Below are 24,585 nucleotides of genomic sequence, written 5' to 3' on the forward strand. Positions count from 1 at the left end.
TGTCGTCGTCAGCAGAGGAGGCGAACTATACCCATCGCCCCGAACCGCGTCAACAGCGAATTGCACGAAAAGACCAACGAATTCGACAAGTCGTTGATCTGCAAGGCAGGTAAAAAGCAAAAAAGCCTGGCCGCGGCCAGGCTTTTCCAGTTACGAGCAATCAGCGCAGGCTTTCCAGCTGTGCAGGAGTGAGCATGGTTTTGAGTCGCACCTGCTCGATACCGTGTTTCTCACGGTGACTGAGCCACCAGATGGCGCCTTTCTTGACGCTCCATAGCAACGGCTGCTCGGACATCAGCGTAGCGGCCAGGCGGCCAATATAGGGTTGATGCCCGACCAGTACGATGGTCTGCCCCGGTGCTGGCCAGTTGATGGCTTGCAGTACCTGCTCGACGCTGGCATTGGGGTTGAGTGCCGGCAAAATCTCGTAGCTCTTGGCCAGCAGTGCTGCGGTCTGCTGTGAGCGGCGAGCCTCCGATGCCAGCAGGCGGTAGCCATCCGGCAGCTGCTTGCGCAGCCAGTGCGCCATATTGCTGGCTTGCTGCCGGCCGCGATGGGTCAGCGCCCGTGCCAGGTCGTCACTACCCTCTTCGGCCTCGGCATGACGCCACAGGATAAGGTCCATGATATGCCTCGTTATCTTTGTTCTATGGGCAGGCAGTATGCCTGCGCGCTGTTACGGTAATAGGTAATGCACCAGCAGTGGCGCCAGTAGCGCGGTAAACAGGCCGGTCATCCCCATGGCCAGACCGGCGAAGGCACCGGCAGTTTCCGATAGCTGGAATACCCTTGCTGTGCCGATACCATGCGCCGCCACTCCGGTGGCCACTCCCAGCACCACGTCATCCTTGATACCGAATAGCTGGGCCAGCGGCCGGGCAAATACCGCGCCGATAATGCCGGTAACGATGACAAACGTTGCTGCCAACGCCGGAATGCCGCCCAGCACCTCGGCCACGCCCATGGCGATGGGGGTGGTAACCGAGCGCGGGGCCAGCGACAGTAATACCTGATGCGGCAGACCGAACAGTTGGCCGCACAGTACGGCCGTAGCGACACCCGCGATACTGCCCAGCAGGATGCTGCCTAGAATCGCACCTGCATTGCGCCGCAGCCGACCGAGGTTGTTATACAGCGGTATGGCCAGCGCCACAGTAACCGGCCCCAGCAGGAACTGGATGAAGCCCGCCCCCCGTTGGTATTGCTCGAAATTCATGCCCAGCGCCAGCAGCGTCAGCACCACGAAGGTAGCGCCCAGCAACACGGTGTTGACCAACGGGTGCCCGTGGTAGCGGCGACTGAACACCAGCGCCACACGATAAGACAGCAAGGTAAGCAACACACCGGTCAGCGGCGACTGGCGCACCCACTCCAGAGCAGCAATAGTCATGTATTCCCCTGTGTACGGCGACTAAGCCAGTGCATGGCCAGCAAGGTAATCAAGAACGTGGCCAGCGTGGACAGCAGCAACACGGCAGCCATCGCCAGCGGGTGGGCGGACAGCAGCGGCCAGAAGGCGAGGATGCCGACGCCGGCAGGAATGAACAGCAGCGACATGTGCGTCATCAGGGTAGGCACATTGTGGCGCAGTGCGGAAGGCACTTCCTGGCGCAGCAGCAGGGTGACAAACAGCAGCAGCATGCCGATGACGGCGCCCGGTACCGGCAGCCCGAGACTACGTGCCAGGACTTCGCCGACAAACTGGTAGCCCAACAGCCAGATAAACGTTTCGATCATGATGTCATCAATTACGGAAAGAGGTGACTCGGCACCGCTATGACGGGGGACAGCCGGCGGCGCGTTTTGGCATAATGCGCGCCATGACTACCCTACCCCCATGGTCCGACATCTTGCCACCGGCTGCCGCCACCCTGGCAGCCTGTATCGGCACACAAGGTTCATTGACGGAATACCTGATGGCCACTGGCCGGCCGTTTGCCGTGCAAGTACTGGCACAAGGCGAGGCAGTCGTCCTGCCGGACGAGCAGGAAATATTGCAGGTTAGCGCAAACGCCACAGTGTATGCCAGGCACGTTTGCCTGACACTAGCGGGAGAACCCGTGGTGGTGGCACGCAGCGTGACGCGCCAGGACTGCCAGGTGTGGCGGCCGATACTGGAACGCGGCGCGCGCTCACTGGGCTTCACCCTGTTTGGCGGCCTGCCCGAGCTGCAACGCGGAGGCCTGCAGTTCGCACAAGTCAGCGACCCGCACGGCTTGCAGCGGTTGGCCGCCACACAGGATGACCGCGCCAGTCACCTGGCAAGGCGCTGTCGTTTCGCATTGCACGATTCACCCCTGCTGGTCTGTGAAGTGTTCCTGCCAGCGCTGGAGAAATATCTGACATGACACACGCCGTAATGAAAGACCGCCTGCAGGTATATGGCCAGCTGATGCGGGTGGACAAACCTATCGGCACCCTGCTGCTGCTGTGGCCAACGCTGTGGGGGCAGTGGCTGGCGACACAGGGCCGCCCCGATCCGCTGATCCTGCTGATCTTCGTGGTTGGCACCTTCCTGATGCGTTCTGCCGGCTGCGTGATCAACGACTATGCCGACCGCCACATCGACCTGCACGTGGAGCGCACCAGCCAGCGCCCGTTCGCCCGTGGCGCGGTAAGCGAGAAGGAAGCGCTGCTGTTGGCCGCAGCCCTTGCCTTGCTCAGCCTGCTACTGATCCTGCCACTGAACAGCCTCACCCTGCTGATGAGTGTGCCGGCAGTGCTGCTGGCGGCCAGCTACCCGTTCACCAAGCGCTTTTTCCCGGTTCCGCAGGCGTATCTGGGCATTGCCTTCTCGTTCGGTATTCCCATGGTGTTTGCGGCTGAAACCGGCAGCGTGCCGGTAACCGCCTGGTGGCTGCTGGCGGCCAACCTGCTGTGGACGGTAGCTTACGACACTGCCTACGCCATGGCCGACAAGCCGGACGACCTGAAAATCGGCATTCGCACCTCGGCCATCACCTTTGGCGACCATGATGTCAGCGCCATCATGCTGTGCCATGGTCTGTTCATCGGCATGATGCTGCTGCTGGGCGTGGATCAGGGCCTGGGCCTGCCCTACTACGCCGCGCTGGCGGTGTCCTGCCTGCTGATTGCCAAGCAGTACACCGAGATCCGCACCCGCGACCGCAAGCTGTGCTTCAAGGCCTTTCTGGACAATAACCGTGTCGGCGCGGTGATCTTTGCCGGCATGGTGCTGGACTTCCTGCTGCGCCAGGCTGCCTGACAGACTGGAGCCCCGGAAAACAGGCGCAGCGGATTATTCGCTGCGCCTGTTGCATTTTGAAACGGAATCAATTGATACCGCTGGCCGCAAGCGTGGTCTAAGTTGAAACAGACGGCCGGCGTCTGGCCGCGTGTTCCAGGACAAGGAGGCGCATATGCTAAACGGTATCTATCAAGTACGGCTGACCACCAGTGACGGCCATGTCAGCGAAGGACAATGGGTGGTGGACGAACAACACCTCAGCGGCAACGACCAACAGGCCCGCTATCAGGGCAGGTTGCTGCTGTCGGGTGAACATGTGGCATTGCGACTGGACGTACAACGCAACCCGGAGTCACAACACACGCTGTTCGGCCCCGCCAGCCACTACCTACTGGCACTGAACGGCCACCTGCGGCGCGACAGCAACAACTTCGACTTGTCCGGCTCCATCGAACAGGTGCCGGGCATATTCGCCACGCTCAGCGGCCACTGGGTTGGCGCGTTGAGTTAGGCAGGCGCCGTCTCAGTCGTCTTCTGTCCCGGTCTGCAGCCGACCATCCAGCAGGCGGAACTGGCGTGGGCAGGTGTTGGCTAGCCGCGGGTCGTGAGTCACGATCAGGAAAGTGGTGCCTTCTTCGCGATTCAGCTCGTGCAGCAGGCCGAACACCTCGGCCGCGGTCTGGGTATCGAGATTGCCGGTGGGCTCATCCGCCAGCACCAGCCGTGGCCGGTTCATCAGCGCCCGCACAATGGCTACCCGCTGCTGCTGGCCACCGGACAGCTGCACCGGCCGCTTGTGCGCATGTTCCGCCAACCCTACCCGTTGCAGCAGCATCTGCGCCCGCTGCCGGTCGGCGCTACTGATGCGGCCAACGCCGGCCAGCATCGGCATCAACACATTCTCCTCGGCGCTGAACGCCGGCAGCAGATGGTGAAACTGGAAGATGAAACCCAGGTAGCGGTTGCGCAGCACCGTGCGCGCCGCATCATCCAGCTGGCTGGTGGCCTTGCCAGCCAGGCTCAGTTCACCCTCGGTGGGCGGCTCCAGCAGGCCGATGATGTTCAGCAACGTGGACTTGCCGGAGCCGGACGGCCCGAGCAGGGCGGCAAAACTGCCTTCCGCCAGCGCCAGATCAATGCCGTGCAGCACCTCTACCCGGGGTGAGGCACCACCGCCATACGACTTGCGTATACCTTGCAGCAACAGGACATCAGCCACGGATCGCCTCCACCGGGTCCAGCCGCGCCGCGCGCAGCGCCGGCATCAGCGCCGCCAGCACGCCCACCAGAAAGGCAATAATCGCGGTGCTGATAAACAGCTCGCTATCCAGTTGCGCCGGAAACAAGGGCGAGCCATCGGCCGTGCGGGCGATATGGGTAAAGCCGATCGCCAGCCCGGCACCCAGCAGCGAGCCGAACACCGCCCCCACCATGCCGACGATGCCCCCCTGCAACAGAAACACCCCCAGGATGCGCCAGGCCGGCGTGCCCATGGCGCGCAGAATGCCGATCTCGCGCTGGCGCTGCACCACCGACACCACCAGCACGCTGGCAATGCCCAGCGCCACGGCAAAGGTAACAAAGATGCGGATCATCAGGCTGGAGGCGCTCTGGCTTTTCAGTGCCGTCACCAGCTGGCCGTTGCTGGCCTGCCAGCTGTCCGCCTTCAGGCCCGTAGCCAGTGCCAGGTTGGCCGCAAGAGCTTCCGCTTCGAACAGCCGGCTGGTCTTCACATAGATTTCGGTGATGTCCAGCCGGTAGCCAAGCAGGGTCTGCGCACTGCGCAGCGGCATCAGCACCCAACGCCGGTTCAGATCCTTGATGCCGAAATCCAGCACTGCCGTCACCTGCACCGAATCCTGGCGGCCACTGGCCGACTGCAGACGCAGGCGACTGCCCGGCGTCAGCCCCAGCTCCTCGGCCAGCTCCTTGCCTATCATCACCTGACCGGTAGCCAGCTGCAGTTGCCCGGCCACCAGTTTGTTATCCAGCCGCACCACCTGCTGGTAGTCAGCCAGATTCACCCCCATCAACGACACCGAATTGCGCACCCCACCCTGCTGTGCCACGCCGGGGCCGGCAGCCATCGCTGCGGCAGCAGTCACCGTGGGGGTACGCTGCACGGCCGCCAGCAGCGGCGCCCAGTTGCTGATGGTGTTCACCCGCTGGGTACGCTTGCGCACATCCGGCAGCGCGGTAACACCAGGCGCCGGCTGCAGCACCGGCCGGTTGTCGCGGTCCGCCGGACGCAGCACCACGTGCGCCTGGCTGGACAACGTGCGTTCGATGATATTGGACTGCAGGCCATTGACGATGGCAGTGATGTACACCACCACCGCCACCCCCACGCATACGCCACTGAGGATCAGCGCGGTCTGGAAGCGCCCCTCGCGCAGCAGCCGCCAGGCCACGATCCAGACGAAGTTCATGGCTGCACCCGCACGCGCTGACCATCCCGCAGGCTGGCAGCCGGAGCCGGCAGCACCACCTGCTCACCGGCACGCACCCCGGCCTGTACTGGCAGCTCGCCGGCAACGGCCATGCCGGTACGCACCTGGCGCCAGAACAGATGCTGGTCCACCACCACCGCCACCCGGCCGTCACGCACGGCTGCCACTGGCAGCAGCAGCGTCTGCCGCGCCGCACCGGTGCGAATCTCCGCCGATACCGTCATGCCGCTTTTCAGAAAACCGGCTGGCTGGGTAAGCTGCAGCTCCACTTCCACCGTGCCGCTGTCCTGATCCACCCGTGGCGACACCCGGCTCACCCGCGCCGCCACCGGCCGCTGCGGGAAGGCATCCGCCAGCACGGCAGCGGCCAGGCCCACCGCCAGCTGGCCGACATCGCGTTCGTCCAGCTCCAGCAACACGCGCGGCTGGCCGGCGCTGGCAAACAGCAGCGCCGCCTTGCCGGCGGTAAGCACATCGCCGATTTCCACATCCCGCCGCAGCAGCACCCCATCGCTGGGCGCGCGTATTTCGCTTTGCCCCAGGCGCACCAGATTCTGCTGTCGCAGTGCCTGCAGCTGCGCCACGCTCTGGCGTGCGGCGTCGCGGCTCAGGCGGCTACTGTCCAGCGCAGCCTGGCTGATGAATCCCTGGGCAAACAGCTGCTGCTGGCGCTGCCACTGCCGTTCGCTCTCGCGCAGCGTGGCCTGTGCCGATGCCAGCTGCGCCTCGGTCTGCAGTTGCAGCGCACGCAGTTCGTCCGGCTCCAGCCGCAGCAAGGGCTGGCCGGCGCGCACGCTGTCGCCGGCCGCCACCGGCGTAGCTACCACCCGTCCGGTAACAGTGCTGGACAGAGTGCTTTCCAGCTGCGCCTCCACCCGCCCGGTGCTGACTACGCTGAACTGCACCTCTTTGCTGCGCAGTGTCAGCACCGTTACCGCCGGCGGCAGCAGCCACCAGGCCAATGCGGCCAACAGCAGGGCTGCCAGCAACAGCCACCACAGCCACTTCGCGCGAATGCGTTTCATGCCTTCCCCTTGCCAGCCGGTAATGTGTGACCGCACGACAGCGCCACGGCGAACATGCCGTGCGCAATCGTGAACCGGCTCTTAACAATTTACTGTCATCAGCGCGTATTGTAATCAGCCACCGTCGCCACGGTTTATCAGATATGAAACAATCGGCCGGAATTTGACTCACCACAGGATACCCAGCATGAGCTTTGCCGACATTCTCGCCACCCTGCCCGCCATCGACGGCATTGCCGCCGTGGAACTACTGGATGCCAGCGGCAACAGCGTGGCGCGCCTGGAAAACCGCCCCGGCACCGCCGGCTCGGTGCGCGTCTACCATGCGCTGCATGCCCGCTTTGGCAGCATCAACCAGGCCGCCGCCAGCGAAGGCCTGGCGCTGTACGCCGAACACACCGCCGATGCGCGCGCCTTTCCCGGCAAGCACCCGAATATCGACCGCCTGCTGGCGATTGCCGAACAGGGTGCCCCGGCGCTGAGCCTGCGGGTGATCGCGGCCTGATCCGCCTGCTTTCTACAAACAAAAAGCCCGCCGGAATTGGCGGGCTTTTTGTTGAACTGCTTGCGGCCAACGTTGGCCGCAAGGTTTGGCTCCAGTTTACACGTCCTGCCCTTCCACAATCCCGTCATGACTGGCAGCCTTGCCCGGCAGGATCATGTTCAGGATGATGGCCAGCAGCGAGCACAGGCCGACGCCGGCCAGGCCGAAGCTGCCGAATTTCAGCTCCAGGCCGCCGATGCCGGCGGTGAGCACCACCGAGATGATTACCAGGTTGCGCGGCTCCATCAGATCCACCTTGGCTTCGATCAGTGTCTTCAGGCCGATGGAAGCGATGGTGCCGAACAGCAGCACCATGATGCCGCCCATCACCGGCATCGGGATGGACTGCAGCAAGGCGTTGAACTTGCCGAAGAAGGCCATGGCGATGGCGAACAGCGCCGCCCAGGTCATCACCACCGGGTTGAAGTTGCGGGTGATCATCACCGCGCCGGTCACCTCGGCATAGGTGGTCACCGGCGGGCCGCCAACCAGGCCGGCAAAGCACACGCCCAGGCCGTCGCCAGCCAGGGTGCGGTGCAGGCCCGGGGTCTTGGTGTAGTCATTGCCGGTAACGCCGCTGATCGCCATCACACCACCGATGTGCTCGATGGCCGGGGCAATCGCCACCGGCAGCATGAACAGCGCCGCCGCCCAGTTCACTTCCGGGCTGTGGAAGGCCGGCGCCGCGAACCAAGGCGCATTGGCCACCTTGGCGAAATCCACCATACCCATGAAGGCAGCGGCGATGTAGCCAACGATCACACCAGCCAGAATCGGCACCAGCTTGAACATGCCGCGCGCGTAGATGGACACCGCCACGGTGGTGGCCAGCGAAATGGCGGCCAGCAGCAGCGAAGTCTCGTACGGCATTACCTGGTTGCCACCGGCACGGCCCATGGCCATGCCGGACGCGGCGCCAGCCACGCTAAGGCCGATGATCATGATCACCGGGCCGATCACCACCGGCGGCAGCAGGCGGTTTACCAGCTCCATGCCGCGCCAGTGCACGATGGCGGCAAACACGAAGTACATGAAGCCGGCACAGAACAGGCCGAACATGGTGGCACCAGGGCCCCAGGTCTGCATCGAGTAGATGATGGGGCCGATGAAGGCAAACGAGGAGCCGAGGAAGATCGGCACCTGGCGGCCGGTGCACAGCTGGAACAGCAGCGTGCCGACGCCGGCACCCAGCAGCGCCATGGCCGGATTCAGTCCGGTAAGCAGCGGCACCAGCACCAGGGCGCCAAAGGCAACGAACAGGATCTGGGCACCAGATACCGCCGTCTTGAGTTGTTGGAACATGTGGATTCCCTATTGTTATCGGTTAGTGGAAGTGCGTACTGCGTCTTGCCTGGCGCCAGTACTGTCGGCCTCAGCGCAGCCAACAGCTATTGAACAGGCGCTTGCTGCTTGCGGCCAACTGTTAGACAGTGCAGTACATCACCGCCTGCGCAATGATGTTGTTCTGCTCTGCCGCCAGCGTGCTGTGCTGGCGGAAGTCCAGCACCATCGCCTGCACGCGGTGATAGGTATCGAAATTGGGCAGCGGCCGGTAGGCGACATCCACCCCCAGCCGTGCGGCCAGCTTCTTGATGGTGGTGGGCTTGATGCACACATGGTGCTGCGGGTCGCTGTAGGCCAGGAAGCAGGTCACCAGCGGCCACTTGGCCGGGTTGGCATTGCCGTCGTTGCGGCACAGCTGCAGCACCTCGACGAAATCGGCAAAGCTGGTCTCGTCAAAGCAGTACAGCAGCGCATGCAGTGCCGCCACGAACGGCCGGTGCACATCGCTGAACGCCAGGTAGTTGCGGAACGCCATCTTCTCGAAGGTGCTCACCGTAGTGCAGCGGCCCACGATCTGACGGCAGGTGTCGACTACCGCCAAGGTATTGCCACTGTCGATGGCTGCGCGCAATACCGGCTCGGCCAGGCCTTCGCGACACAGCCGCATCACGCCTTCGATGCTGCGGTGCTTCTTGCCCAACGCCAGCCAGGCTTCGTCCTGCAGCCCGTGTGGAAAGCGGGCGAGAAAGTCGGCTTCGATCTGTCGGTATGCGTCCATGGCTTCCCCCTTGCGGCCAACGTTGGCCGCAGCAGTGCTGGCTATCAAGCGTGCCCCATCAGGCGTGTTTGGTACCGAAGATCTTGTCGCCGGCGTCGCCCAGGCCCGGAATGATGTAGCCATGCTCGTTCAGGTGGCTGTCCAGCGAGGCAGCCACGATCTGCACGTTCGGGTGCGCCGCGTTCACCGCTTTCACGCCTTCCGGCGCCGCCACCATCACCACCGCCTTGATCTGTTTGCAGCCATTGCGCTTGAGCAGGTCGATAGTGGCGATCAGCGAGCCACCGGTAGCCAGCATCGGATCGATGATCATGGCGATGCGCTCGTCCAGGTTGCCGACGAACTTCTCGAAGTAGGACACCGGCTCCAGGGTTTCCTCGTTGCGCGCCAGGCCCACCACGCTGATCTTGGCCGACGGTACCAGGTCCAGCACGCCATCCAGCATGCCGATGCCGGCACGCAGGATCGGCACCACGGTCACTTTCTTGCCCTTGATCTGCTGCACCTCGATCGGGCCGCACCAGCCTTCGATGGTCACCGGCTCCAGCTCGAAATCACGGGTGGCCTCGTAAGCCAGCAGGCGTGCCAGCTCCTGGGTGAGCTGGCGGAATTTCATGGTGCTGATATCGCCTTCGCGCAGCAGACCAAGCTTGTGCTGTACCAGCGGGTGATTGACGACGGTAATGTTCATGGCGGTCCAAACCTTGCAACTGGCGCCACCCGGCTCGTAACCGGCTGCGCGCATTCTGGATACGGAAACCGGCAGGCGGATACCTGCCGGTACGGATTTGGGGCGGCATTTTACAGGCAAACGCTTGTTCGCGCGCTGCGGGATGGCCCTTGCCTTATGTGATAGCCGATTTTGTGGCGCACATTTGCGCCGGCACAAACAAAACGGCCCGCACAAGGCGGGCCGCTTCGACGTAAGCATCTGGCGATCAGGCTGCCAGGTCTTTCAGCATTTCCTGCAGTTCGCCGGCCTGGTACATCTCGTACATGATGTCCGAGCCACCAACGAATTCGCCCTTGATGTACAGCTGCGGAATGGTCGGCCAGTTGGAAAATTCCTTGATGCCCTGACGCACGTCGGCATCGGCCAGCACGTCTACGGTCACGAAGTCGTTCACGCCACAGGCTTTCAGGATCTGCACGGCCCGGGAGGAGAAGCCGCACTGCGGGAAAGTGGCGGAGCCTTTCATGAACAACACTACCGGGTTGCTGCTAACGGTCTGCTGGATGGTGTCTTGAACGGACATGATTTTCCTTTGCTTCGGTCTGGCGCCGGGGCATTACCCGACTAATTCAATAAGTTATTTTAGGCCCGCTTGCCCGCTCGGCTCAAGCCTTGCGTTGCAGCACCGCGGCAAAAAAGCCATCGCTGTTATGCAGATGCGGACGCAGGCTCAGGTAGTCGCCGGTATCCAGGTCGATCTTCTGCTCGGCCAGCAGCGTATTGGCCGGCAGCAGACTGAAGTCCGGGTTGGCCGCCAGGAAGGCCTCGACAATGTTCTGGTTCTCCGCCGGCAGCAGGCTGCAGGTGGCGTACACCAGACGGCCACCGGCACGCACCAGGCGGGCGGCGGAAGCCAGGATGGCGGCCTGCTTCACATTCAGCTCGGCCACGCTTTCCGGGCTCTGGCGGTATTTCAGGTCCGGGTTGCGGCGCAGGGTACCCAGGCCGGAACACGGCGCATCCACCAGCACGCGGTCGGCCTTGCCGGCCAGGCGCTTCACCTTGGTGTCGTTCTCGTGCGCGATCAGCGTGCTATGCACATTGGACAGCCCGGAGCGTGCCAGGCGCGGCTTGAGGTTGGCCAGGCGCTTTTCCGATACGTCGAAAGCGTACAGGCGGCCGGTAGAAGCCATCTGCGCGCCCAGCAGCAGGGTCTTGCCGCCGGCGCCGGCGCAGAAATCCACCACCATCTCGCCACGGCGGGCGCCGGTGAGCAGGCCCAACAGCTGGCTGCCCTCGTCCTGTACTTCGATGGCGCCCTGCACGAACAGCGGGTGCTTGGACAGCGCCGGCTTGCCCTTGAGGCGGATGCCCAGCGGCGAATACGGTGTCGGCTCGCATTCGATGCCGGAGTCGCGCAGGTACACCACCGCCTCGTCGCGGCGCATCTTCAGGCTGTTGACGCGCAGGTCCAGCGGCGCGGCAGTGGTCAGGCCCTTGCCCAGCGCCACCACTTCGCCCTCGTCCTGCTCGGCCAACATACCGATCACCCAGCCAGGCAGGCCGGAACGCACCGCCAGGTCTGCCGGCAGCTCGGCGCCCTTGATGCTGGCCAGCCACTCGCTTTCGCCTTCCTTGGTGACGGATTCCAGTTCGCGCAGATTGCTGCCGCCGATGCGCACCAGCGTTGCCAGTGCCAAGCGGCGGGTGTTGATGCGCGGTGCGCACAGGTGGCGCAGCAGTTCCAGGTGGCGCAGGCAGGCGAAGGCGGTTTCGGCGATCAGGTGACGATCGCTGGCGCCCAGCTTGTTGTTCTCGCGGAAGAAGGCGGACAGCACGACATCGGCCGGACGGTCAAAGCGCAGCATGGCATGCAATACCTTGTCCAGCTGCTCGAATTGTTTAGCGCTTACTTTCATTTCTCAGCTTTCTTGGCGGCTGCTTCCACACGGTCTGCCCCGCCAGTTCGATCAGGTTGGCCCGTAGTTCGTAACGCGCATCCTTGCCCACGCGCAACACACGAATCGGGATATTGGCGAAATCCGGCGCCAGCCAGAATTCGTACATTTCATCCGGTTGCTTCACCCGCACCACCACGGCGCGGATATTGCCATCCCCGGTATCAAAATCGGTTTCACCATCCGGCTTCAGCAGCATGCGGTACACCTTCTTGCCGGTGGTGATCTGGATCGGCGCGTCGCCCATATTGTCGCCACGCAGCGCCAGCTGCACCCCCAGGCCCAGCCAATCCTGGGCGCCGGCCTCAAGCGGCTCGCTCTTGTCGGCGTTGCGGTCGCCGTAGCTGAGTACGCCCGCCGACCAGTCGAAATAGGCACGCTCGCGCGGCTCGCCATCACGGCTGGCCTCGAAACGCTCCGGCTTCAGCCCCTGCTTGCCGACACTGCCCACCGTTTCATAGTGCAGTTTCGGGCCGATGGCCGGTACTACGTCGGTAAGCAGACTGTAGCTGCCACCCTCGCGCTGCCACACCATATTGCCCTGCCCGATCAGTATCCCGGAGGTCAGCAAGCCGTACTGCACGCGCGCCGACTGGGGGAAGCGGCGTATCGGCTTGTCCGGCTTCACCGTGTCCTGCGGCGGTGCCTCGGCCACGGCACTGCTGGCCGGCTGCTGCGCCATGCTGGCACTTGCGGCGTGCTTTGCTTCTGCCACGGGGGCGGAGGCTGCCACTGCGGCAGCCGCCACCGCCAGCGGGGCCGATGCCGCCTGATCGCGTGGCGTCTTGCGTGCCGGCTTCGGTTTCGGCCGTGCCGCCACCGGCTGCGAAGCATCGCCACCGTCCGCGCCCAGCGTGCCGGGCAATGCCGGCATCTGCAGCGCCGGTGCCGAGGCTTCGTCCAGCTGCATGGTTTCCAGTTTGGCGGTGAGCTGGCGCAGCTTGGGGTCGTCCGGCATCTCCACACTGTCGAACGACACCAGCCCGCTGCCGAGCATGGTCAGGTGCGCCAGCAGCGAGAGGACAAAAGCCAGCAGCATCAGCCGGCGGGTGTTGGGGCGGAGCTTTTTCAACGCGGCGCCGGTACCAGCAGGCTAAGGTTGGCCGCATCGGCGGCTACACCGGCAATGCGACCGGCGTTGATCGCCAGCTCGCCGGCCACGAAGCGGCGTACCGCGTCCGGGTACAGCTTGTGTTCCTGCGCCAGCACGCGGGCAGCCAGGGCGGACTCGCTGTCGTCGTCCAGCACCGGCACCACTGCCTGCGCCACGATGGGGCCGTGATCCAGCTCGGCGGTGACAAAGTGCACGGTACAGCCGGCTACCTTGCAGCCCATGTCGATGGCGCGCTGGTGGGTGTGCAGGCCGGGGAAGGACGGCAGCAGCGAGGGATGGATATTCAGCATGCGGCCTTCGTAACGCGCGGTGAAAGCCGACGTCAGGATGCGCATGAAGCCGGCCAGCACCACCAGATCCGGCTGGAAGGCATCGATTTCGGCAGCCAGCTGCGCATCGAACGCCTCGCGGCTGGCGAATTGCTTGTGATCCAGGCCCACGGTGGCGATGCCACGTTCGGCGGCCCAGGCGAGGCCGGCGGCGTCCGGGCGGTTGGCAATCACCGCGGCGATGTTGGCTCCGGGAATATTGGCCTCGACAATGGCCTGCATATTGGAGCCGCGGCCGGAAATCAGGATGACGATGTTTTTCATGATGCTGTGGCTAGCCGGCGCAAGCGCCGTGAAACGTTGGCCGCAAACCTGCTGCGGCATGCCGGCGGCATCACTGGCCGCCAAATGAAAGCGCCGCCAGCAAGGCCAGCGGCGCTGTCTGCCCAGGGAGCTTACGCCACCTGGGTCTGGTGCTCGTCGCCGTTGCGCGCGCGGATCACACCGATGCGCGATACGGTTTCGCCCTGCTCGGTCAGGAAGGCAGCCGCGGCGTCGGCATCGGCCGCGTCCACGATTACCACCATGCCGATACCGCAGTTGAAGGTGCGGTACATTTCCTGGGCATCGACATTGCCTTCGGCCTGCAGCCACTGGAACAGCTTGGGCAGCTCCCAGCTACCGGCATCGATCTGCGCCACGGTGTTTTCCGGCAGCACGCGCGGGGTGTTTTCGGTAATGCCGCCACCGGTGATGTGCGCCATGCCCTTCACGTTCAGCTGCTGCATCAGTGCCAACAGCGGCTTCACGTAGATGCGGGTCGGGGCGATGATGGCGTCACGCAGGGTCTTGCCAGCATCGAACTGGGCATCCAGCTGCGGCTGGGCGCGCTCGATGATCTTGCGCACCAGGCTGTAGCCGTTGGAATGCACGCCGTTGGACTTGAGACCCAGTACCACGTCGCCCGGCTTGATGTCGCGGCCGGTGATGACCTTGCTCTTTTCCACCACGCCGACGGCAAAGCCTGCCAGATCGTATTCGCCCACCGGGTACATGCCCGGCATTTCGGCGGTTTCGCCGCCGATCAGCGCGCAACCGGCCTGCTCGCAACCTTCGGCAATGCCTTTGATCACGTCGGTGGCCTGGGCCACATCCAGCTTGCCGCAGGCAAAGTAGTCAAGGAAGAACAACGGCTCGGCACCCTGTACCAGGATGTCGTTCACGCTCATGGCCACCAGGTCGATACCCACGGTGTCATGCTTGTTCCAGTCGAAGGCCAGCTTGAGCTTGGTGCCTACGCCGTCGGTACCGGAAACCAGTACCGGCTCCTGGTATTTCTTGGAAATTTCCACCAGTGCGCCGAAACCGCCGAGGCCACCGAGAACTTCCGGGCGCATGGTGCGCTTGGCAAACGGCTTGATGTTTTCGACGAGCGCGTCACCGGCATCGATGTCGACGCCGGCGTCACGGTAACTGAGGGACGTGGTGTTCAAGATAAACTCGCTTTCTGCTAACGTATTCGCTTTGCTGCCTGGGAGTGCGCGGGCTCGTGGCCCGAAGCGCCTGTATTTTAACTGAAAACCGCCAGACAGTCAGAACTGCTTCAGGAGAGCCAGCATGCAGCTCAAGGACATTCCATTTGGCATCACCGACTGGGCCGGTATCGAGGCCGAAATTCACCCCGGTGAACAAGGCGAGGCGCGCTGGCGTAGCCGCCATTTCGGCGACATCCGGGTACGCATGGTGGAATACAGTGCCGGCTACCTGGCTGATCACTGGTGTAAAAAGGGCCATATCCTGCTGTGCCTGGCCGGCGAACTGCATACCGAGCTGGCCGACGGCCGCCGCTTCGTGCTGACGCCAGGCTGCAGCTACCAGGTGGCTGACGAAGCCGAACCGCACCGCTCCAGTACGCCCCAAGGCGCCACCCTGTTCATTGTCGACTAAGCGTCACCCCACACCTTTCCCTATGCCCTCCAGCCCCATGCAAACACCCTCACCCTCCAGATTGCTGCCCTGGCTGCTGGGCGCCATTGGCGCGTTCAGCGTGCTGTGGCTGCTGGACCGCCTGTCCGCGGTACTGGCGCCGTTCATCACCGCTGCGGTGCTGGCCTATATTCTCGACCCGCTGGTAGACCGGCTGCAGACTCGCCGCCTGTCGCGCAGCGCGGCACTGCTGCTGGTGATGCTGGCCGGCTGCTTCATTGTGCTGGGCTTGCTGCTGATCGTGGTGCCGATGCTGATCTCGCAGGCACAGGCATTGGCCACGCGGCTGCCGGTGCTGGTGGACTTCGTGCAGCACACCGCCCTGCCCTGGCTGAACCACACCCTGGGAACCGCCATCAGCATCGACAGCCAGAGCTGGCGCGAGGCACTGGCGGGCAATGCCGCCGGCGTGCGCCAGGCGCTGGCACGCATCGCGCCGCAACTGGGCCACGGCGGCGCGCTGCTGCTGCAGACAGTGGCCAATCTCTCCTTGCTGCCGGTGCTGCTGTACTACTTCCTGCATGGCTGGGACGACATGGTGCAGCGTGCCGCCACCCTGGTGCCGCGCCGCTGGGTGGACGAGGTTGGCCGCATCGCCAGCGAGGTGGACGACATGCTGGGCCAGTTCCTGCGCGGCCAGTTATCGGTGATGCTGATCATGGCGCTGATCTACGGCGGCGGGCTGGCACTGGTGGGGCTGGATTCCGGCCTGGCCATCGGCATCGTGGCCGGCCTGCTGGTATTCATCCCCTACCTTGGTGCGTTTCTGGGCCTGTTGCTGGCCACGCTGGCGGCACTGCTGCAGTTCGACAGCTTCAGCGGCCTGCTGCTGGTATGGGGCGTATTTGCCGTCGGCCAGCTGCTGGAAAGCTTCCTGATCACCCCCTATCTGGTGGGCGAGCGCATCGGCCTGTCGCCGGTAACGGTGATCTTCGCCCTGATGGCATTCGGCGAGCTGATGGGCTTTGCCGGCGTGCTGCTGGCGCTGCCATTGTCGGCCATCACCGTGATCCTCGGCCGCCATCTGATCCGGCATTATTTCAACAGCCGCTTTTATCAGCGTAGAATCGAGCCCTGATTCCAGATACCCCACATCCATGTTGGACCAGCTCGTTCTCGACCTCCTGCCGGAGCCCCTGCCGGCCTTCGACAACTTCCTAGCCGAACGTAACCGCGAAATCATTGCCGCGCTTACCGCCGAAGAGGGGGAACGTTTCGTCTACCTGTGGGGCGAGCCCGGCTGCGGCAAGACCCACCTGCTGCAGGCGTGGATCGCCCATGCCGAGCGCCTGGGCCGCGCCTCCATCTACCTGGATGCCGCGCACGAACACCTGCCCGACTTTGCCCGCGAAGCCAGCTTCATCGCCGTAGACCACGTGGACGACCTGGCGCCGGATGACCAGATCATGCTGTTCTCCATCTACAACTCGCTGAAGGAAAGCGGCGAAGGCCGCCTGCTGATGGCCGGCCGCCAGCCGCCGATGCAGGCGCCGGTGCGCGACGACCTGCGCACCCGCCTGGGCTGGGGCCTGGTGTTCGAGGTGAAGGCGCTATCCGACGACGACAAGCTGGACGCGCTGCGCCAGCACGCCGCCAGCCGCCAGCTGGCAGTGGGCGACGACGTGTTCCGCTACCTGCTTACCCACTGGCGCCGCGACCTGTCCAGCCTGATCGCCATGCTGGACATGCTGGACCGCTACTCGCTGGCGCTGCGGCGGCCGATTACCGTGCCGCTGGTGAAAAACGTACTGCAAACCACCGAAACCGAGCCATGAACCTTGCCCTGTTTGACCTCGACAACACCCTGATTGCCGGCGACTCCGACACCGAGTGGCCGAAATTCCTGATCAAACGCGGCATACTCGATCCGGAACACCACGCACGCCAGAACGACTACTTCTACGAGCAGTACAAGGCCGGCACGCTGAACATCCTCGAATTCCTCGACTTCCAGCTGGCCCCGCTGGCACGTTTTTCGCGCCCGGAGCTGGATGCGCTGCATGCCGCGTACATGGAAGAACACATCAAGCCCATCATTCCGCTGAAGGCGCGCGAGCTGGTAGCCGCGCACCAGGCGCAGGGCGACGTGGTGATGATCATCACCGCCACCAACCGCTTCATCACCGGCCCCATCGCCCGCGAACTGGGCGTGGAGCACCTGATCGCGGTGGAGCTGGAGCAGGACGCCGCCGGTAACTACACCGGCAAGCCCACCGGCACGCCCAGCTTCCAGGAAGGCAAGATCACCCGCCTGAACGAATGGTTGGCCGCACGCGGCGAAACGCTGCAAAGCTACACCGACACCTTCTTCTACAGCGATTCGCGCAATGACCTGCCGCTGCTGTCCATCGTCAGCAAGCCGGTGGCAGTGGACCCGGACGACACCCTGCGCGCTCATGCCGAGGCACATGGCTGGCCGGTGATCAGCCTGCGGGGCTGAGCATGCAGTTCCGCCTCGCGAGCCAGCATGACATCGCAGCACTGAGCCTCCTCGTCAACCGAGCCTATCGCCCGGCGCCGGAACAGGCCGGCTGGACCCACGAGAACAGTCTGGTCAGCGGCGAGCGCATCACCCCCGCGCAGCTGGCAACACTGCTCGCCCAGCCCAATGGCCAGGTGCTGCTTGGCTGCCAGGAGCAGCGGATCGTCGCCTGCGTGCATATCGAAAACGCTGGTGATTACGGCTATGTCGGCATGCTGGCGGTGGACCCGACCTGCCAGAGCGGCGGACTCGGCAAGGCGATGTTGGCGCATGCCGAGCAACAACTGCAGGCCTTGTACGGCCTTGGCCGCAGCCGCATGACGGTGCTGACGTCACGCCCGGAACTGCGCGCCTACTACCTGCGCCGTGGTTACACAGCCACCGGCGAGCGGCTGCCGTTCCCACTGGATGCCGGTGTGGGTGAATTGCTGCGTCCGGAGCTGGAACTGGAAGTGCTGGAAAAACTGCTGGGGCAATAAGCTCCGCTATTCACAAGGTCAAGCACATGGAAAAACTCGACGCCTTTCTCGCCCGCGCCGAAGCGCTGATGGCACGGCTGGAGCCGCTGCTGCCGCCGGCCATTCCCGAGCCGGACTGGAGCGCGCCGGCCTTTCGCTGGTGCCGTGCCGGCATTACCGGCTGGCTGGAGGCCATTCACGCGCCGCATACCGTGGCGCTGGACGATCTCAACGATATCGAGCGGCAGAAGGCGCTGATCGTGCGCAATACCGAGCAGTTCCTGGCGGGCCGCCCGGCCAACAACGTGCTGCTCACCGGTGCACGCGGCACCGGCAAATCGTCGCTGATCAAGGCACTGCTGGCGGCCTATGCCGAGCGCGGCCTGCGCGTGATCGAGGTGGACAAGAGCCACCTGCCGGACCTGGGGCAGATCGTGGCGCTGGTAGCCGGCCGCCCGGAGCATTTCATCCTGTTCTGCGACGACCTGTCGTTCGAAGAGGGAGAGGACAGCTACAAGGCGCTGAAGTCGGCACTGGATGGTGGCCTGGCGCAGCGTGCGGCCAACCTGCTGGTGTACGCCACCTCCAACCGCCGCCACCTAATGCCGGAGCGTTTCAGCGAGAACCGCGAAAGCTGGGTGCAGGATGGCGAGATTCATCCGGGCGAAACCACCGAAGAGAAAGTCTCGCTGTCCGATCGCTTCGGCCTGTGGCTGTCGTTCTACCCCTTCGACCAGAACGCCTACCTGGCGGCGGTGCGCGGCTGGCTGGCGCATTTCGACCTGCTGCTGGATGCCGAAGCCGAGCGTGCCGCGCTGCAATGGAGCCAGCTGCGCGGCAGCCGCTCCGGCCGCGTGGCCTGGCAGTTTGCCTGCGACTGGGCCGGCCGCGAGCCGGCCGAGCGCCTGGCCGAGCTGGGGCGCTGATGATGGACAGCAAAAAGACCATTCCGGTGGTGGCCGGAGCGTTGATGCAGGCCGATGGCCAGTTCATGCTCGGCAGCCGCCCGGCCGGCAAGCCCTACCCTGGCTACTGGGAATTTCCAGGCGGCAAGGTGGAAGCCGGCGAAACGCCGTACCAGGCACTGGTGCGCGAGCTGCAGGAAGAAATGGGCATTACCGTCACCCACGCCACGCCATGGCTGCGCCGCGTGCATCACTACGAGCATGCTTCGGTGGAGCTGCTGTTCTACCGCGTGTGGGCGTGGGATGGCGAGCCGCAGCCGCACGAGGGGCAGAGTTTTGCCTGGCAGCAGCCGGGCCAGCTGTCGGTGCAGCCGATGCTGCCGGCCAATGCGCCCATCCTGCGCGCGCTGCAGCTGCCGGACGTGCTGCACATCAGCTGCGTGCATGAATTGGGGCGCGACACGGTGCTGGAAGCGCTGGCGCAGCGCCATGACGAACCATGGGTGATCGTGCGCGAGCCGCAACTGGACCGCGAACAGCTGGCAGCGCTAGTGGGCGAGATCAGCCAGATCGTGCATGCGCGTGGCGGCAAGCTGATCGTCAACGCCGACCCGGCTTGGCTGAAAGGCTGGCCGGTGGACGGCGTGCAGCTGAACGGTGCGCGGCTGGCTGCACTGCAGGAACGCCCGGCCCACTTCGCCTGGGTAGGCGCTTCCTGCCACAGCCGTGCCGAACTGGAACGTGCCGCCGAGCTGGGCCTCGACTACGCACTGCTGGGCCATGTGCAGGCCACCGCCAGCCACCCGGATGCGTCGCCGTTGGGCTGGGACGGCCTGGCCGCGCTTACCGCGCCAGCGGCACCGCTGCCGGTGTTCGCCATTGGCGGCCTGACTGCGGCCAACCTTGACGAGGCTCGTCGCTGTGGCGCACATGGCGTGGCGCAGATGCGTGCGGCCTGGAAGCAAGCATGAAAACCAAGCTCACCCGCCAGCAACTGGCATTGATCGCCGTGCTGCTGATCGCCTTTGCCCTGCTCAAGGGCGGGCTGATCTGGTGGTACCTCAGCCACAAGAATCAACCAGCAGCGCCAATCGTCGTCAGCTGCAGCAATCTGCAGGCCGGCTGCCAGCTGCCGGATGGCAGCCGGCTGCAGCTGGATCGCGCCCCGCAGGCAGCCAAACCGTTCGGTCTGACCTTGCGCGGGCTGGACGGCAAGCCGCCAGCCGTCGAGTTTTCCATGCGCGACATGGACATGGGCTTCAACCGCTACCAGCTGCTGCCGCACGGCCAGGACTGGCAGGCAAATATCACCCTGCCGGTATGTGTGACCGGCAGCCGCCAATGGCAGATGGCGTTGAAGTATCAGGATAAGAGCTATCTGATCGATTTCGACACGCAATAACGCAAAAATCGCCGCCCACGATCATTTGACGTGGGTGATCGTGGAGAACAACGCCAGCACCCTGTCTGGCGTTGTTCTTTTCTGGCATGCAGCTTGCTTACCTGTATCTTGCTCCATGGAGCGACAGGTGTTGTTCTCTGCGCTTGTGGTGGTCAGCTCGGCTGATTATCGTTAGGCACAGAGATTCTTGCACGGTTTTGGTGCAACCAAACCGCCCGAATTGGTGCAATGCGCCAATTCGGGGCCTCTTTTTCGCATTCAGTGCCACGCAGCGCGTGGTACGCAGTTTTGATAGAGAGAGAACCAGAACGGCTCAGCCGTCATCTCAACAGGGCAAAAAGGTTGGCCGCAGTCATGCGGCCAACCTTTTGTCTTTCTGGCAGCAGCCAATCCAACGCTCAGGGCTGCTCGCCCACCAGGTAGCGCTTGCTCATGGCGCGGAATTCGTCGCTGCCGGATACCCGCAACGCCTCGAACAGCACCATCTCCCGCGTCACCAGCACCGCGCCGGCGTCGCGCATGCGCTGCAGGCCGTAGTCGCGGTTCACTTCCCCACGGCTGGATACCGCGTCGGCCACCACGAATACCTGCTTGCCCAGCGCCAGCAACTCCAGCACGGTCTGCAACACGCAGACATGGGTTTCCATGCCGCACACCACCACCTGTCCGCGCGCCAGCAGGCTTTCCGGCAGGCACTCCGCCGCCACGCAGGAAAAATGCAGCTTTTCCACCACTAGCGCCGCCGGCGCTGCCGCCAGCAACTCTGTAGCAGTGTGGCCGAGGCCATGCGGGTACTGCTCGGAAAACACTACCGGCAGCCCCACATCGTGCGCCGCCGACACCAGCCAGCGGCAACGCGCCAGCATGCCTTGCGGATCCAGCACCGCTGGCAGCAACTTCTGCTGCACATCCACCACCAGCAGGGTGGCATCGTCCTTGTCGATAAGCATTGTCGTCTCCTTGCCGGCTTCCAATAATCAACACCGGCGCTCATTACTATGACCGTACCAAGCTTACGCAGTTGCCATAAGCAAGGGCAAACCCCAGATGGGCGCGGCGACGTGTTGTGGCACCATGCCGACAACACAGAGAACAGGCCAGCCCCGGCCGCCGGAGAGAATCATGCTGCAAGGTGCTTACCGCGAATTCCATCAGCGCATTCTGGAGACCCTGCCCGCGCGCCGGGTATTCACCGACCCGCTGTCCACCCTGGCCTACGGCACCGACGCCTCCTGTTACCGGCTAACGCCCAAGGTGGTAATCAAGAGCGAAAGCGAGGACGAGGTGCGCGCCATTCTGCGCGAGGCAGCCAGCCTGCAACTGCCGGTGACCTTCCGCGCCGCCGGTACCTCGCTGTCTGGCCAGGCGGTGAGCGACTCGATTCTGGTGGTGGCCAGCCATGGCTGGAAGCGGCTGCAAGTGCTGGATGACGGCCGCGCCATCCGCCTGCAACCGGGGGTGATCGGCGCCGAGGCCAATGCCGCGCTGCTGCCCTACGGCCGCAAGATCGGCCCGGACCCGGCCACCATCAACTCCGCCATGATCGGCGGCATCGTCAACAACAACTCCAGCGGCATGTGCTGCGGCACCGCGCAGAACAGCTACCGCACACTGCGCAGCCTACGCCTGCTGCTGGCCGACGGCACGCTGCTGGACACCGGCGATGCGGCCAGCGTAGCGGCGTTCCGTACCAGCCACGCCGGCCTGCTGGCGCAGTTGGCCGCACTACGCCAGCGCGTGCTGGCTGACGACGCGCTGGCGGCGAAGATCGCCCGCAAGTACAAGATGAAGAACACCACCGGCTACAGCCTGAACGCGCTGCTGGATTTTGCCGACCCGGTGGACATGCTCGCCCACCTGATGGTGGGCAGCGAAGGCACGCTGGGCTTTGTGGCCGAGGTGACCTACCACACGGTGGAGGAGCACCCGCACAAGGCGTCGGCGCTGGTGTTCTACCCGGATATCCAGACCGCCTGCGACGCCGTGCAGCGCCTGGCGCAGCACAAGGACGTGGTGTCCTCAGCCGAGCTGCTGGACCGCGCCAGCCTGCGCTCGGTGGAAAACAAGGCCGGTGTGCCGGAGATCATCCGCACGCTGGGGCCGGACGCCGCCGCCATCCTGATCGAAACCCGCGCCGCCAGCGCCGACAGTCTTGCGGCCAACGTCGCCTTCATCGAACAGCATATCGGCGACATCGCCACCCTGGACGGTATCCGCTTCACCAGCGACGCCGCCGAGTACACGCAGTTCTGGAACATCCGCAAGGGCATGTTCCCCAGCGTGGGCGCGATGCGCGCGGCGGAAACCACGGTAATCATCGAGGACGTGGCCTTCCCCATCGAGCACCTGGCCGAAGGCACACTCAAACTGCAAGCGCTGTTCCGCCAGTTCGGCTACCACGAGGCGATCATTTTCGGCCACGCGCTGGAAGGCAACCTGCACTTCGTGTTCACCCCCAACTTCAGCGGGCCGGCTGAAATCGCCCGCTACGAAGCCTTCCTGGAGGCGGTGTGCCAGCTGGTGGCGGTGGAATACGAAGGCGCACTGAAGGCCGAGCACGGCACCGGCCGCAATATGGCGCCGTTCGTGGAACTGGAATGGGGCGCCACCGCCTTCCGCCTGATGCAGGAGATCAAGGCGCTGTTCGACCCGGCCGGCATCCTCAACCCGGATGTGATCATCACCGCCGACAAACAGCTGCACATCCGCGACCTGAAGCCGATACCCGCGGCCAACCCGCTGATCGACAAATGCATCGAATGCGGCTTCTGCGAGGTGATGTGCCCCAGCCGCGCCATCACCCTCACCCCGCGCCAGCGTATCGTCGCCAACCGCGAGATGGCACAGCTGGAGAAACAGGGCGACAGCGAGCAACTGGCCGAGCTGCGCCGCGCCTACCAGTACGCCGGCGATGAAACCTGCACCACCTGCGGGCTGTGCGAAACCGCCTGCCCGGTGGGCATCAACACCGGCAGCCTCACCAGCCTGCTGCGCGAGGCTGGCCAGAGCGACATCGGCTGGGCCACTGCCAACACCCTGGCCAGCAACTTCGCCACCGCCGCCGCTGGCGCACGGCTGGGGCTGAAGGCGCTGGACACCCTGCACGCGGTGGCCGGCGACGCCGCCACCGGCGCCATCATGCGCGGGCTGCGCAAAGTGGTTGGCCGCAAGATTCCGTACTGGACGCCGTACTTCCCGCGTGCCGCCGGCAAGCTGCAACTGGCCACCGGGCAGGCGCACAGCCAGCGCCAGGTGGTGTACCTGCCGTCCTGCCTCACCCGCACCTTCGCCCCGGCAGGCAATATGCCGGACAGCCGGCCGCTGAACGAGGTGGTGGCCTCGGTACTGGGCAAGGCCGGCTACCGGCTGATCTACCCGGACAATCTGGCCAATCTGTGCTGCGGCACGCCGTTCAAGTCCAAGGGCGCCGCCGATGCCGCACAGCAGAAGGTGAACGAGGTGGAAGCCGCGCTGCTGGCCGCCACCGAGAATGGCCGCTGGCCGGTAATCATCGACAACGGCGTATGCACCGCTGCGCTGCTGGACGGCATTCACGACCCGAGGCTGCGCATTCTCGACGTGACGACTTTTGTGCAGGAAGAGGCCGCACAGTACCTGCGCTTTGTGCCGCAGGACGAAACCGTGGCGCTGCACGTGGTGTGCTCGATGAAGAAAAAAGGCCAGTCCGCCAGCCTCAACGCGCTGGCACGGCGCTGTGCCAGCAAGGTGATTGAGCCAGCCGGCATCACCTGCTGCGGCTTTGCCGGCGACAAGGGCTTCAGCCACCCGGAGCTGAACGAGAGCGCACTAACCGGCTTGCAACAACAGGTGGCTGGCTGCTGCGGCGGCTTCTCCACCAGCGCCACCTGCGAGATCGGGCTATCCAGCCACAGCGGCATTCCCTACCAGCACCTGATGGTGCTGGTAGACAAGGCCAGCCAGCCGCTGCGCTGATACGGCGGCGGCCATTGCCCGGCCGGGCAGTTGCCGCCATTTACATTCGCATGGCATGGTTATGGCCTTGGGTGCGGCCAACCGCTGCCGCACCC

At 64.4% G+C, this 24,585-nt stretch carries 29 protein-coding genes; 14 read left to right on the forward strand and 15 right to left on the reverse strand.

Features of this window, described 5'->3' with window-relative positions:
- On the forward strand, positions 1 to 192 hold a 192-nt coding region (locus ACFOKJ_RS01705; protein WP_390276264.1), incomplete at its 5' end, for a hypothetical protein.
- On the opposite strand, the gene ACFOKJ_RS01710 is transcribed toward ACFOKJ_RS01705, so the two are convergent.
- Genes ACFOKJ_RS01710 through ACFOKJ_RS01720 form a run of 3 tightly spaced genes read right to left on the reverse strand, consistent with a single transcriptional unit; the run spans position 161 to position 1,737 of the window.
- The gene (locus ACFOKJ_RS01710; RefSeq protein WP_390276265.1) at positions 161 to 625 is read right to left on the reverse strand and encodes a SixA phosphatase family protein; all 465 of its coding nucleotides are present in this window, start codon (positions 623 to 625) and stop codon (positions 161 to 163) included. The two genes, ACFOKJ_RS01705 and ACFOKJ_RS01710, sit on opposite strands and share 32 nt — an antisense overlap.
- A 51-nt stretch (positions 626 to 676) precedes the next feature.
- Positions 677 to 1,390, reverse strand: a complete 714-nt coding sequence (locus tag ACFOKJ_RS01715; RefSeq protein ID WP_390276266.1) for an LrgB family protein — start codon at positions 1,388 to 1,390, stop codon at positions 677 to 679.
- Positions 1,387 to 1,737, reverse strand: coding sequence for a CidA/LrgA family protein (locus ACFOKJ_RS01720; protein ID WP_390276267.1), 351 nt, complete (start codon positions 1,735 to 1,737; stop codon positions 1,387 to 1,389). The genes ACFOKJ_RS01715 and ACFOKJ_RS01720 overlap by 4 nt, the downstream gene beginning before the upstream one ends.
- A gap of 83 nt (positions 1,738 to 1,820) precedes the next feature.
- Here ACFOKJ_RS01720 and ACFOKJ_RS01725 point away from each other — a divergent pair, with 83 nt between their 5' ends.
- The 3 genes from ACFOKJ_RS01725 to ACFOKJ_RS01735 all read left to right on the forward strand — a co-directional run bounded on the left by ACFOKJ_RS01725 (position 1,821) and on the right by ACFOKJ_RS01735 (position 3,719).
- On the forward strand, positions 1,821 to 2,348 hold the full coding sequence (locus ACFOKJ_RS01725) for a chorismate--pyruvate lyase family protein (RefSeq protein WP_390276268.1): 528 nt from the start codon (positions 1,821 to 1,823) through the stop codon (positions 2,346 to 2,348).
- Complete coding sequence (gene ubiA / locus ACFOKJ_RS01730; protein ID WP_390276269.1) at positions 2,345 to 3,226, forward strand: 4-hydroxybenzoate octaprenyltransferase; 882 nt, start codon at positions 2,345 to 2,347, stop codon at positions 3,224 to 3,226. The genes ACFOKJ_RS01725 and ubiA overlap by 4 nt, the downstream gene beginning before the upstream one ends.
- Positions 3,227 to 3,380: 154 nt before the next feature.
- Positions 3,381 to 3,719, forward strand: coding sequence for a hypothetical protein (locus tag ACFOKJ_RS01735; RefSeq protein WP_390276271.1), 339 nt, complete (start codon positions 3,381 to 3,383; stop codon positions 3,717 to 3,719).
- Between the two features lie 12 nt (positions 3,720 to 3,731).
- On the opposite strand, the gene ACFOKJ_RS01740 is transcribed toward ACFOKJ_RS01735, so the two are convergent.
- Genes ACFOKJ_RS01740 through ACFOKJ_RS01750 form a run of 3 tightly spaced genes read right to left on the reverse strand, consistent with a single transcriptional unit; the run spans position 3,732 to position 6,683 of the window.
- Positions 3,732 to 4,427 (reverse strand): ABC transporter ATP-binding protein, encoded by a 696-nt coding sequence (locus ACFOKJ_RS01740; protein ID WP_390276272.1) that lies wholly within the window; start codon positions 4,425 to 4,427, stop codon positions 3,732 to 3,734.
- Positions 4,420 to 5,637, reverse strand: coding sequence for an ABC transporter permease (locus tag ACFOKJ_RS01745; RefSeq protein WP_390276273.1), 1,218 nt, complete (start codon positions 5,635 to 5,637; stop codon positions 4,420 to 4,422). The genes ACFOKJ_RS01740 and ACFOKJ_RS01745 overlap by 8 nt, the downstream gene beginning before the upstream one ends.
- Complete coding sequence (locus ACFOKJ_RS01750) at positions 5,634 to 6,683, reverse strand: efflux RND transporter periplasmic adaptor subunit (RefSeq protein WP_390276274.1); 1,050 nt, start codon at positions 6,681 to 6,683, stop codon at positions 5,634 to 5,636. The genes ACFOKJ_RS01745 and ACFOKJ_RS01750 overlap by 4 nt, the downstream gene beginning before the upstream one ends.
- 187 nt (positions 6,684 to 6,870) lie before the next feature.
- On the opposite strand from ACFOKJ_RS01750, the gene ACFOKJ_RS01755 reads away from it, so the two are divergent.
- On the forward strand, positions 6,871 to 7,188 hold the full coding sequence (locus ACFOKJ_RS01755) for a DUF2322 family protein (protein ID WP_390276275.1): 318 nt from the start codon (positions 6,871 to 6,873) through the stop codon (positions 7,186 to 7,188).
- 96 nt (positions 7,189 to 7,284) lie between these two features.
- Here the strand turns inward: ACFOKJ_RS01755 and ACFOKJ_RS01760 are convergent, their stop codons facing one another.
- The 8 genes from ACFOKJ_RS01760 to purM all read right to left on the reverse strand — a co-directional run bounded on the left by ACFOKJ_RS01760 (position 7,285) and on the right by purM (position 14,796).
- Entirely contained in the window at positions 7,285 to 8,529 is a 1,245-nt protein-coding gene (locus tag ACFOKJ_RS01760) for a uracil-xanthine permease family protein (RefSeq protein ID WP_390276276.1), read from the reverse strand.
- Between the two features lie 121 nt (positions 8,530 to 8,650).
- Complete coding sequence (locus tag ACFOKJ_RS01765) at positions 8,651 to 9,289, reverse strand: hypothetical protein (protein ID WP_390276277.1); 639 nt, start codon at positions 9,287 to 9,289, stop codon at positions 8,651 to 8,653.
- A 58-nt stretch (positions 9,290 to 9,347) separates the two neighbouring features.
- On the reverse strand, positions 9,348 to 9,980 hold the full coding sequence (upp, locus tag ACFOKJ_RS01770) for a uracil phosphoribosyltransferase (protein WP_390276279.1): 633 nt from the start codon (positions 9,978 to 9,980) through the stop codon (positions 9,348 to 9,350).
- A gap of 247 nt (positions 9,981 to 10,227) precedes the next feature.
- Complete coding sequence (grxD, locus tag ACFOKJ_RS01775) at positions 10,228 to 10,545, reverse strand: Grx4 family monothiol glutaredoxin (RefSeq protein WP_390276280.1); 318 nt, start codon at positions 10,543 to 10,545, stop codon at positions 10,228 to 10,230.
- An 82-nt stretch (positions 10,546 to 10,627) separates the two neighbouring features.
- A complete protein-coding gene (locus ACFOKJ_RS01780; RefSeq protein WP_390276281.1) occupies positions 10,628 to 11,881 on the reverse strand; it encodes an RsmB/NOP family class I SAM-dependent RNA methyltransferase in 1,254 nt (417 codons plus the stop codon).
- Positions 11,865 to 12,992, reverse strand: a complete 1,128-nt coding sequence (locus ACFOKJ_RS01785; RefSeq protein ID WP_390276282.1) for a DUF3108 domain-containing protein — start codon at positions 12,990 to 12,992, stop codon at positions 11,865 to 11,867. The genes ACFOKJ_RS01780 and ACFOKJ_RS01785 overlap by 17 nt, the downstream gene beginning before the upstream one ends.
- On the reverse strand, positions 12,989 to 13,687 hold the full coding sequence (gene purN / locus ACFOKJ_RS01790) for a phosphoribosylglycinamide formyltransferase (RefSeq protein ID WP_390276284.1): 699 nt from the start codon (positions 13,685 to 13,687) through the stop codon (positions 12,989 to 12,991). Before purN ends, ACFOKJ_RS01785 begins: the two co-directional genes overlap by 4 nt.
- Before the next feature lie 71 nt (positions 13,688 to 13,758).
- On the reverse strand, positions 13,759 to 14,796 hold the full coding sequence (gene purM, locus ACFOKJ_RS01795; protein WP_390276285.1) for a phosphoribosylformylglycinamidine cyclo-ligase: 1,038 nt from the start codon (positions 14,794 to 14,796) through the stop codon (positions 13,759 to 13,761).
- A 124-nt stretch (positions 14,797 to 14,920) separates the two neighbouring features.
- On the opposite strand from purM, the gene ACFOKJ_RS01800 reads away from it, so the two are divergent.
- The 8 genes from ACFOKJ_RS01800 to ACFOKJ_RS01835 are packed head-to-tail and all read left to right on the forward strand — an operon-like array spanning position 14,921 to position 20,536.
- A complete protein-coding gene (locus ACFOKJ_RS01800) occupies positions 14,921 to 15,250 on the forward strand; it encodes a DHCW motif cupin fold protein (RefSeq protein WP_390276286.1) in 330 nt (109 codons plus the stop codon).
- Positions 15,251 to 15,287: 37 nt separating this feature from the next.
- Complete coding sequence (locus ACFOKJ_RS01805; RefSeq protein ID WP_390276287.1) at positions 15,288 to 16,367, forward strand: AI-2E family transporter; 1,080 nt, start codon at positions 15,288 to 15,290, stop codon at positions 16,365 to 16,367.
- Positions 16,368 to 16,386: 19 nt separating this feature from the next.
- Complete coding sequence (gene hda, locus ACFOKJ_RS01810) at positions 16,387 to 17,064, forward strand: DnaA regulatory inactivator Hda (protein WP_390276288.1); 678 nt, start codon at positions 16,387 to 16,389, stop codon at positions 17,062 to 17,064.
- Positions 17,061 to 17,729, forward strand: a complete 669-nt coding sequence (locus tag ACFOKJ_RS01815) for a histidinol-phosphatase (protein WP_390276289.1) — start codon at positions 17,061 to 17,063, stop codon at positions 17,727 to 17,729. The genes hda and ACFOKJ_RS01815 overlap by 4 nt, the downstream gene beginning before the upstream one ends.
- 2 nt (positions 17,730 to 17,731) lie before the next feature.
- On the forward strand, positions 17,732 to 18,250 hold the full coding sequence (locus ACFOKJ_RS01820; RefSeq protein WP_390276290.1) for a GNAT family N-acetyltransferase: 519 nt from the start codon (positions 17,732 to 17,734) through the stop codon (positions 18,248 to 18,250).
- A gap of 26 nt (positions 18,251 to 18,276) precedes the next feature.
- On the forward strand, positions 18,277 to 19,155 hold the full coding sequence (locus ACFOKJ_RS01825) for an ATP-binding protein (RefSeq protein WP_390276291.1): 879 nt from the start codon (positions 18,277 to 18,279) through the stop codon (positions 19,153 to 19,155).
- The gene (locus ACFOKJ_RS01830) at positions 19,155 to 20,105 is read left to right on the forward strand and encodes a Nudix family hydrolase (protein WP_390276292.1); all 951 of its coding nucleotides are present in this window, start codon (positions 19,155 to 19,157) and stop codon (positions 20,103 to 20,105) included. Before ACFOKJ_RS01825 ends, ACFOKJ_RS01830 begins: the two co-directional genes overlap by 1 nt.
- On the forward strand, positions 20,102 to 20,536 hold the full coding sequence (locus tag ACFOKJ_RS01835) for a hypothetical protein (protein WP_390276293.1): 435 nt from the start codon (positions 20,102 to 20,104) through the stop codon (positions 20,534 to 20,536). The genes ACFOKJ_RS01830 and ACFOKJ_RS01835 overlap by 4 nt, the downstream gene beginning before the upstream one ends.
- A gap of 398 nt (positions 20,537 to 20,934) precedes the next feature.
- On the opposite strand, the gene ACFOKJ_RS01840 is transcribed toward ACFOKJ_RS01835, so the two are convergent.
- Positions 20,935 to 21,486 (reverse strand): hydrolase, encoded by a 552-nt coding sequence (locus tag ACFOKJ_RS01840; RefSeq protein WP_390276294.1) that lies wholly within the window; start codon positions 21,484 to 21,486, stop codon positions 20,935 to 20,937.
- Positions 21,487 to 21,658: 172 nt separating this feature from the next.
- Between ACFOKJ_RS01840 and ACFOKJ_RS01845 the strand changes: the two genes are divergently transcribed.
- Positions 21,659 to 24,490 (forward strand): FAD-binding and (Fe-S)-binding domain-containing protein, encoded by a 2,832-nt coding sequence (locus ACFOKJ_RS01845; RefSeq protein ID WP_390276295.1) that lies wholly within the window; start codon positions 21,659 to 21,661, stop codon positions 24,488 to 24,490.
- Positions 24,491 to 24,585 lie beyond the last annotated feature (95 nt).

The organism is Vogesella amnigena (genome assembly GCF_042648905.1).
Lineage (GTDB): Bacteria > Pseudomonadota > Gammaproteobacteria > Burkholderiales > Chromobacteriaceae > Vogesella > Vogesella amnigena.

Excerpts from the sequence above, each read along its gene's own strand:
- ACFOKJ_RS01805 (WP_390276287.1), top strand. The coding sequence starts at position 15,288 with ATGCAAACACCCTCACCCTCCAGATTGCTGCCCTGGCTGCTGGGCGCC.
- ubiA (WP_390276269.1), top strand. The coding sequence starts at position 2,345 with ATGACACACGCCGTAATGAAAGACCGCCTGCAGGTATATGGCCAGCTG.
- ACFOKJ_RS01745 (WP_390276273.1), bottom strand. The coding sequence starts at position 5,637 with ATGAACTTCGTCTGGATCGTGGCCTGGCGGCTGCTGCGCGAGGGGCGC.
- ACFOKJ_RS01715 (WP_390276266.1), bottom strand. The coding sequence starts at position 1,390 with ATGACTATTGCTGCTCTGGAGTGGGTGCGCCAGTCGCCGCTGACCGGT.
- ACFOKJ_RS01825 (WP_390276291.1), top strand. The coding sequence starts at position 18,277 with ATGGAAAAACTCGACGCCTTTCTCGCCCGCGCCGAAGCGCTGATGGCA.
- ACFOKJ_RS01750 (WP_390276274.1), bottom strand. The coding sequence starts at position 6,683 with ATGAAACGCATTCGCGCGAAGTGGCTGTGGTGGCTGTTGCTGGCAGCC.
- ACFOKJ_RS01735 (WP_390276271.1), top strand. The coding sequence starts at position 3,381 with ATGCTAAACGGTATCTATCAAGTACGGCTGACCACCAGTGACGGCCAT.
- ACFOKJ_RS01815 (WP_390276289.1), top strand. The coding sequence starts at position 17,061 with ATGAACCTTGCCCTGTTTGACCTCGACAACACCCTGATTGCCGGCGAC.
- ACFOKJ_RS01780 (WP_390276281.1), bottom strand. The coding sequence starts at position 11,881 with ATGAAAGTAAGCGCTAAACAATTCGAGCAGCTGGACAAGGTATTGCAT.
- ACFOKJ_RS01710 (WP_390276265.1), bottom strand. The coding sequence starts at position 625 with ATGGACCTTATCCTGTGGCGTCATGCCGAGGCCGAAGAGGGTAGTGAC.
- ACFOKJ_RS01725 (WP_390276268.1), top strand. The coding sequence starts at position 1,821 with ATGACTACCCTACCCCCATGGTCCGACATCTTGCCACCGGCTGCCGCC.
- ACFOKJ_RS01755 (WP_390276275.1), top strand. The coding sequence starts at position 6,871 with ATGAGCTTTGCCGACATTCTCGCCACCCTGCCCGCCATCGACGGCATT.
- ACFOKJ_RS01760 (WP_390276276.1), bottom strand. The coding sequence starts at position 8,529 with ATGTTCCAACAACTCAAGACGGCGGTATCTGGTGCCCAGATCCTGTTC.
- purN (WP_390276284.1), bottom strand. The coding sequence starts at position 13,687 with ATGCCGCAGCAGGTTTGCGGCCAACGTTTCACGGCGCTTGCGCCGGCT.
- ACFOKJ_RS01830 (WP_390276292.1), top strand. The coding sequence starts at position 19,155 with ATGATGGACAGCAAAAAGACCATTCCGGTGGTGGCCGGAGCGTTGATG.
- ACFOKJ_RS01820 (WP_390276290.1), top strand. The coding sequence starts at position 17,732 with ATGCAGTTCCGCCTCGCGAGCCAGCATGACATCGCAGCACTGAGCCTC.
- ACFOKJ_RS01800 (WP_390276286.1), top strand. The coding sequence starts at position 14,921 with ATGCAGCTCAAGGACATTCCATTTGGCATCACCGACTGGGCCGGTATC.
- upp (WP_390276279.1), bottom strand. The coding sequence starts at position 9,980 with ATGAACATTACCGTCGTCAATCACCCGCTGGTACAGCACAAGCTTGGT.
- ACFOKJ_RS01845 (WP_390276295.1), top strand. The coding sequence starts at position 21,659 with ATGCTGCAAGGTGCTTACCGCGAATTCCATCAGCGCATTCTGGAGACC.
- grxD (WP_390276280.1), bottom strand. The coding sequence starts at position 10,545 with ATGTCCGTTCAAGACACCATCCAGCAGACCGTTAGCAGCAACCCGGTA.
- hda (WP_390276288.1), top strand. The coding sequence starts at position 16,387 with ATGTTGGACCAGCTCGTTCTCGACCTCCTGCCGGAGCCCCTGCCGGCC.
- ACFOKJ_RS01765 (WP_390276277.1), bottom strand. The coding sequence starts at position 9,289 with ATGGACGCATACCGACAGATCGAAGCCGACTTTCTCGCCCGCTTTCCA.
- ACFOKJ_RS01840 (WP_390276294.1), bottom strand. The coding sequence starts at position 21,486 with ATGCTTATCGACAAGGACGATGCCACCCTGCTGGTGGTGGATGTGCAG.
- ACFOKJ_RS01835 (WP_390276293.1), top strand. The coding sequence starts at position 20,102 with ATGAAAACCAAGCTCACCCGCCAGCAACTGGCATTGATCGCCGTGCTG.
- ACFOKJ_RS01720 (WP_390276267.1), bottom strand. The coding sequence starts at position 1,737 with ATGATCGAAACGTTTATCTGGCTGTTGGGCTACCAGTTTGTCGGCGAA.